This is a genomic window from Actinomadura sp. KC216, assembly GCF_004348535.1.
Lineage (GTDB): Bacteria > Actinomycetota > Actinomycetes > Streptosporangiales > Streptosporangiaceae > Spirillospora.
On sequence record NZ_SMJX01000408.1, the window covers coordinates 1 to 6,582 of the forward strand.

At 71.4% G+C, this 6,582-nt stretch carries 6 protein-coding genes; 3 read left to right on the top strand and 3 right to left on the bottom strand.

Going from position 1 to position 6,582, the window contains the following annotated elements:
• Window positions 1–1,231, top strand: a 1,231-nt coding sequence (locus tag E1264_RS38540) for an alkaline phosphatase D family protein (protein ID WP_132181844.1), incomplete at its 5' end; no start/stop codon positions are given.
• 93 nt (window positions 1,232–1,324) lie between these two features.
• Here E1264_RS38540 and E1264_RS38545 read toward each other — a convergent pair.
• On the bottom strand, window positions 1,325–2,416 hold the full coding sequence (locus E1264_RS38545) for an ATP-dependent DNA ligase (RefSeq protein ID WP_132181846.1): 1,092 nt from the start codon (window positions 2,414–2,416) through the stop codon (window positions 1,325–1,327).
• A 76-nt stretch (window positions 2,417–2,492) separates the two neighbouring features.
• Here E1264_RS38545 and E1264_RS38550 point away from each other — a divergent pair, with 76 nt between their 5' ends.
• Window positions 2,493–3,194 carry a dihydrofolate reductase family protein gene (locus tag E1264_RS38550; RefSeq protein ID WP_132181848.1) on the top strand — a complete coding sequence of 234 codons (702 nt, stop codon included), beginning with the start codon at window positions 2,493–2,495 and terminating at the stop codon, window positions 3,192–3,194.
• On the opposite strand, the gene E1264_RS38555 is transcribed toward E1264_RS38550, so the two are convergent.
• Window positions 3,176–3,895 (bottom strand): pyrimidine reductase family protein, encoded by a 720-nt coding sequence (locus tag E1264_RS38555; protein WP_132181850.1) that lies wholly within the window; start codon window positions 3,893–3,895, stop codon window positions 3,176–3,178. The genes E1264_RS38550 and E1264_RS38555 overlap by 19 nt on opposite strands.
• Before the next feature lie 134 nt (window positions 3,896–4,029).
• Here E1264_RS38555 and E1264_RS38560 point away from each other — a divergent pair, with 134 nt between their 5' ends.
• Window positions 4,030–4,431, top strand: coding sequence for a hypothetical protein (locus tag E1264_RS38560; RefSeq protein ID WP_132181852.1), 402 nt, complete (start codon window positions 4,030–4,032; stop codon window positions 4,429–4,431).
• Here the strand turns inward: E1264_RS38560 and glgX are convergent.
• The gene (glgX, locus tag E1264_RS38565; RefSeq protein WP_132181854.1) at window positions 4,428–6,521 is read right to left on the bottom strand and encodes a glycogen debranching protein GlgX; all 2,094 of its coding nucleotides are present in this window, start codon (window positions 6,519–6,521) and stop codon (window positions 4,428–4,430) included. The genes E1264_RS38560 and glgX overlap by 4 nt on opposite strands.
• Window positions 6,522–6,582 lie beyond the last annotated feature (61 nt).

Consider the following 6,582-nt stretch of genomic DNA (forward strand, 5'->3'; position numbering starts at 1 on the left):
CTACGGCCCCGCCCTCGCGATGGCCTTCGTGTCCTGTTCGCAGTTCGAGCACGGCTACTTCACCGCGTACCGGCGGCTCGCCGAGGAGAACCCCGACCTGGTCCTGCACCTCGGCGACTACCAGTACGAGTACAAGAAGGGCGTCTACACCATCCCGGGCGGCAACGTCCGCGACCACGAGGGCCCCGAGACGGTCACGCTGGCGACCTACCGGCAGCGGCACGCCCAGTACAAGTCCGACCGCGATCTGCAGGCCGCGCACGGGTCGGCGCCGTGGCTCGTCGTGTTCGACGACCACGAGGTCGAGAACAACTGGGCCGACGACGTCCCCGAGAACAACTCCGACACCCCGTCGCCCGAGGCGTTCCGCGCCCGCCGCGCCGCCGCGTTCCAGGCGTACTACGAGAACATGCCGCTGCGCCGCCGCTCCATCCCGCGCGGCCCCGACATCCAGGTCTACCGGCGCGTCTCCTGGGGCCGGCTCGCCACCTTCCACATGCTCGACACCCGCCAGTTCCGCGACGACCAGGCCTGCGGCGACGGCTACAAGGACTGCCCCGACGCGCTCGACCCGAAGCGCTCCATCACCGGCGACCGGCAGGAGCGCTGGCTGCTCGACGGCTTCCGCCGCTCCCGCGCCCAATGGGACGTCCTCGGCCAGCAGGTGTTCTTCGCGCAGCGCGACAACACCGACGGGCCCGTCAAGAAGACGTCGATGGACTCCTGGGACGGCTACGCCGCGTCCCGCGACCGGATCACCAAGGGCTGGCTGGACGCCAAGGTCCGCAACCCCGTCGTGCTCACCGGCGACGTCCACGCCCACTGGGCGAGCGACCTCAAGGCCGACTACGACGACCCCGCCTCGAAGACGGTCGGGTCGGAGCTGGTGTGCTCGTCCGTCACCAGCGGCGGCGACGGGGCCGACTCCGACCCCGCCGACCACCCCTTCCTCAAGATCAACAAGCATCTGCGGTTCTACAACAACCAGCGCGGCTACGTCCTCACGAAGATCGACAAGGACGAGATGAAGGCCGACTTCAAGACGCTGCCGACCGTCCGGACGCACGACGCGCAGGCGTCCACCAAGGCGACGTTCGTCATCGAGGACCGTGTGCCCGGCGTCAAGCAGACCTACCTGCGCCCCTACGACGCCCCGAAAGGAGCCGCGCGTTCTCGCTCGGACGACGAGCTGATCCGCCAGACCATCGAGAACGAGACCCAGCGCCCCTAGACCATCTCGCACGGGGGCGGCGCGGCCGGGACGACGACCCACGCGTCCCGGCCGCCCAGCCGCCCAGCCGCCCGGCCCGGGCGCCCCGAGCGGTCAGCGGTCGACGCGCGGGCTGGTGGCCTCGCCGGAGAGGATGTCGGCCAGGTCGTAGGCGACCGGGACCTCCAACTGCTCGTAGGTGCACGACTCGGGCGTGCGGTCGGGCCGCCAGTTCCGGAAGCGGGCCGTGTGCCGGAACCGGTCGCCCTCCATCGCCTCGTAGGCGACCTCGACCACCAGGTCGGGACGCAGCGGCACCCAGCTGAGGTCCTTCTTGCCCGTCCAGCGGGAGATCGCGCCCGGCATCCGGTCGACGGTCGCCTCGGACTGGCTCGCCCACTCCGCCCACGGATGCTCCGAGAGGTCCTCCAACCGGTACGGCTGGAGCTCCTCCACCAGCTCGGCGCGGCGCTTCATCGTGAACGACGCCGCGACCCCCACATGCTGGAGATGCCCCTTGTCGTTGTAGAGGCCGAGCAGCAGCGACCCCACGATCGGGCCGGACTTGTGCCAGCGGAAGCCCGCCACCACGCAGTCGGCCGTCCGCTCGTGCTTGACCTTGAACAGCACCCGCTTGTCGGGCTCGTACGGGACGTCGCGCGGCTTGGCGATGACGCCGTCGAGCCCGGCTCCCTCGAACTCGTCGAACCAGCGCAGCGCCAGCTCGTAGGAGTCGGACGCGGGCGTCACGTGGATCGGCGCGCCCACCCCGGACAGCGTGTCGACCAGCCGCTGCCGCCGCTCGCCGAGCGGCAGCTCCATCAGCGACTCGTCGCCGACCGCCAGCAGGTCGAACGCGACGAACGACGCCGGGGTCTCCTCGGCCAGCAGCGTGACCCGCGACGCGGCCGGATGGATGCGCTGCTGGAGGGCCTCGAAGTCCAGGCGGGTCCCGCGCGGCAGGACGATCTCGCCGTCGACCACGCACCGCTCGGGCAGCTCGCGCCTCACCGCCTCGACCAGCTCGGGGAAGTAGCGGGTCAGCGGCCGCTCGCCCCGGCTGGACAGCTCCACCTCGTCGCCGTCGCGGAACACGATGCAGCGGAAGCCGTCCCACTTCGGCTCGTACAGCAGGTCGCCCTTGGGCATGGTCTTGACCGCCTTGGCCAGCATCGGCGACAGCGGCGGACTGATCGGCAGGTCCATCCCCCTATAGTGCGCCCCCGGACCGACAAAAGGACACGGCGGGGGGTGGAAAGGACCGTCCGATAACCTGCAGGTCATGCGCCGTCTGCTGCCCGAGCCCGCCGTCGACGGCGTCGATCCGTACGACGCCTACGGCGACGCGCCGGGGCTGCGGCTCGGCATGGTGATGAGCGCCGACGGGTCCGTCACCGACGCCGACGGCTGGACCGGCGGCCTCGGCGGCGACGCCGACTTCCGCGTCTTCCGGACGCTGCGGGCCCTCGCCGGCGCGATCCTCGTCGGCGCCGGGACCGTCCGGACGGGACGCCTCGGCCCCGCCCGGCTACGCCGCGAACTGCGCGCGCGCCGCGGCGGGCCGCCCGCGCCCATCGTGGTGGTCAGCCGTTCCGCCGACCTCGACTGGACGCTCCCGCTGTTCACCGAGGCCGAGACGCCGACCGTCGTCGTCACGTCGCGCGCCAGCAGGAGCCGCGTTCCGAGCGGGATCCAGGTGGTCGCCGCGGGCGAGGACGACGTCGACCTGCCGGACGCAGTGCGAGAGCTCCGCGAAGGGCTCGGTCACGAGCGCCTGCTCTGCGAAGGAGGGCCGGCGCTGGCGACCGCGCTGATCCGCGCGTCCCTCGTCGACGAGCTGTGCCTCAACATCGCCCCGACGCTTCTGGGCAGCCCCCGCCACACCCGCCTTCTGCACGACATGGACGCCGAGGTGCCGCTCGACCCGGCAGCCCTCTACCTGGACGAAGGCGTGCTGTTCCTCCGCTACCGGCTGCGGGTGTAGCGGAGGAAGAGGAAGTCGTCGTCCAGCAGCGCGTGGGCGAGGGCCAGCTCCGGCGGGACGGCCACCGGCGGCCCGTTCAGGATCCGCGTCGGGTTCCCGCCGAGCAGCAGCGGGCTCAGGGTGAGGCACAGCTCGTCCAGCAGCCCGGCCGCCACCACCTGCCCCAGGACGCCCGGACCGCCCTCGCACAGGAGGCGCCGGTGGCCGCGCGCCGCGAGCTCCGCGAAGGCGGCGGGGAAGTCGAGCGAATCCGTCCCGGCGACGATCACGTCGGCGCGCTCCCGCGCGGTCTCCAGCCGCGCCGGGGCGGCGGACGCGGTCGTCAGCACGATCGTCCTCGCCTTCGCCGCGGTGAAGATCGGCGCGTCGAAGGCGAGGTCGAGGGTGCGGGAGACGATCGCCAGCGGCGGGACGGAAGACCGCCCGTCCCGGACCCCGTCCCAGCCCTCGCTCGGCGAGACCGGCCCGTAGCCTTCGGCGCGCACCGTGCCGGCGCCGACGATGACGACGTCGGCGAGCCCGCGCAGCAGCAGGAACAGGTGCTGGTCGGTGGGGCTGCCGAGGCCGCCGCTGCGCTCGTCGCGCTGCGCCGCGCCGTCCAGGCTGGCGACCATGTTGGCCCGCAGCCAGGTGCCTTCGGGCGGGTAGGCGTACCGCTCGGCGAGGTCGACGTCACCGGCGTCCGGAGTGAGGGCTCGCATAGGACCCCCAAGCTACTGCACAGCGATGCTGACCGTCCGTGCAGCAATCTGTACGAATCCGTCATGGCGGGCCGCTGAAAAGGCGACACTGAGGCGGGGGACGGGGTTTGAGAATTGCATGGAAGGAGCCGGGGGTGGAGTTCGCCGCGCTTGCCGCGTGGATCCTCGCCGCCGTGGCGGGCGGCTACCTGCTGATCATCTGGATGGCGCACGGGGGAGCCTCGACGAAGGTGACGCGCTTCCCGATCCTGATCGTGGTCGGCCATCCGCTGGCCGCGATCGGCGGCCTCGCCGTGTGGATCCTCTACGTGGCCACCGGCCGCGCCGCCTACGCCTGGGGCGCGTTCGCGGCGCTGCTGGTCGTCATTCTCCAGGGGTTCATGCTGTTCACGCGCTGGCTCGTGGGGCGCGGCGGGCGCCATGCCCGCGGTACGGAACAGGCCTTCCCGGCGGCGGCCGTCGCCGTCCACGGCGGCGTGGCCGTGACGACGTTCGTGCTCGTCTTCCTCACCGTCATGGAGATCACCGGGGCCTAGGGGACCCGGCGGAGGAGGGTCAGGGAGCGGCCCGTGAGGGGGACGGTGTCGCGGGCCTTGACGCGGGGGCGCTCGCCCACGGTGCCGGGCTCGGCGGTGTCGAGGGCGAACTCCCAGCGCTCGCCGTACTCGCCGCCGGGCAGCGTGAACTCCACCGGCCCGCCGCCCGCGTTGATCAGCAGGAGGAACGAGTCGTCGCGGACGCGGCGGCCGCGCGGGTCGGGTTCGGTGATCGCGTCGCCGTTGAGGAACACGCCGAGGGACTTGGCGAACCCGACGTTCCAGTCGTGGTCGGTCATGCTCTCGCCGGCCGGGGTCAGCCACGCGATGTCGGCGGCCGCGCCGGTGCCCGTCCCGGTGAAGAACCGGCGGCGCCGGAACACCGGATGGTCGTGCCGCAGCTGCGACAGGGTCCGGACGAACTCGGTGTCGCCGGAGTCTTCCCAGCGGACCCAGGCGATCTCGTTGTCCTGGCAATAGGCGTTGTTGTTGCCCTGCTGCGTCCGGCCCAGCTCGTCGCCGTGGGAGAGCATCGGCACGCCCTGGGAGAGGAACAGGGTCGCCAGGAAGTTGCGGCGCTGGCGGGCGCGCAGGTCGAGGACGGCGGGATCCCGGGTCGGGCCTTCGGCGCCGCAGTTCCACGACCTGTTGTCGTCGGTGCCGTCCCGGTTGTCCTCGCCGTTGGCGTCGTTGTGCTTGTGGTCGTAGGAGACGAGGTCGGTCAGCGTGAACCCGTCGTGGCAGGTCACGAAGTTGATGGACGCGAACGGCCGCCGCGCGCTGTGCTCGTACAGGTCCGACGACCCGGTCAGCCGGGACGCGAACTCCGGCATCGTCGCGTACGACCCGCGCCAGAAGTCGCGGACGGTGTCGCGGTACTTGCCGTTCCACTCCGTCCACAGCGGCGGGAAGTTGCCGACCTGGTAGCCGCCCTCGCCGACGTCCCACGGCTCGGCGATCAGCTTCACCTGCGACACCACCGGGTCCTGCTGGACGAGGTCGAAGAACGCGGCGAGCCGGTCCACGTCGTGCAGCTCGCGGGCCAGCGCGGACGCCAGGTCGAAGCGGAACCCGTCGACGTGCATCTCCAGGATCCAGTACCGCAGCGAGTCCATGATCAGCTGCAGCGCGTGCGGGTTGCGGACGTTCAGCGAGTTCCCGCAGCCGGTGTAGTCGAGGTGGTAGCGCTTGTCGTCGTCGCGGAGCCGGTAGTAGGACGCGTTGTCGATGCCGCGGAACGACAGCGTCGGGCCGAGGTGGTCGCCCTCGGCGGTGTGGTTGTAGACGACGTCCAGGATGACCTCGATGCCCGCCTCGTGCAGGGCGCGGACCATCGCCTTGAACTCCAGCACCTGCTCCCCGCGCTGCCCGGACGACCCGTAGGCGTTGTGCGGCGCGAAGAACCCGATCGTGTTGTAGCCCCAGTAGTTGCCGAGGCCCCGCGCCACCAGCGCGTGCTCGGGGATCGACTGGTGCACCGGCATCAGCTCCACGGCCGTCACGCCGAGGTCGAGCAGATGGTCGATCATCACCGGGTGCGCGAGGCCCGCGTACGTGCCGCGCTGCTCCTCCGGGATGCCGGGGTGCAGCTTCGTCAGGCCCTTGACGTGCGCCTCGTAGATGACGCTCTCGTGGTACGGGACGCGCGGCGGCCGGTCGTCCCCCCAGTCGAAGAAGGGGTTGATGACGACGTTCTTCGGCATGTGGGGGGCGCTGTCGTCCTCGTTCAGGACGTCGGGATCGGCGAACCGGTACGAGAACAGCGACTCGTGCCAGCGGACCTCGCCCTCGATCGCCTTGCCGTACGGGTCGAGCAGCAGCTTGGCCGGGTTGCAGCGATGTCCCTCGCGCGGCTCGAACGGCCCGTGCACGCGGTACCCGTACCGCTGTCCAGGGCTGATGCCCGGCAGGTAGCCGTGCCAGACGAACCCGTCCACCTCGGGAAGCGCCAGCCGCGTCTCCTGCCCGTCGACGTCGAACAGGCACAGCTCGACGCGGTCCGCCACCTCGGAGAACAGAGCGAAGTTCGTGCCGGTGCCGTCCCAGGTGGCGCCCAGCGGATAGGGGTCCCCGGGCCAAACCTCCTGCATGCGCTCCAACTCCCTTGACCGTACGTCCTGGCACGTCGACTGTGGCCTACCCACCGTCCTC

What these genes read in the sequence shown, in the direction of transcription:
- E1264_RS38550 (WP_132181848.1), top strand. Translation starts at nt 2,493, where the DNA reads ATGCGCCGTCTGCTGCCCGAGCCCGCCGTCGACGGCGTCGATCCGTAC.
- glgX (WP_132181854.1), bottom strand. Translation starts at nt 6,521, where the DNA reads ATGCAGGAGGTTTGGCCCGGGGACCCCTATCCGCTGGGCGCCACCTGG.
- E1264_RS38545 (WP_132181846.1), bottom strand. Translation starts at nt 2,416, where the DNA reads ATGGACCTGCCGATCAGTCCGCCGCTGTCGCCGATGCTGGCCAAGGCG.
- E1264_RS38555 (WP_132181850.1), bottom strand. Translation starts at nt 3,895, where the DNA reads ATGCGAGCCCTCACTCCGGACGCCGGTGACGTCGACCTCGCCGAGCGG.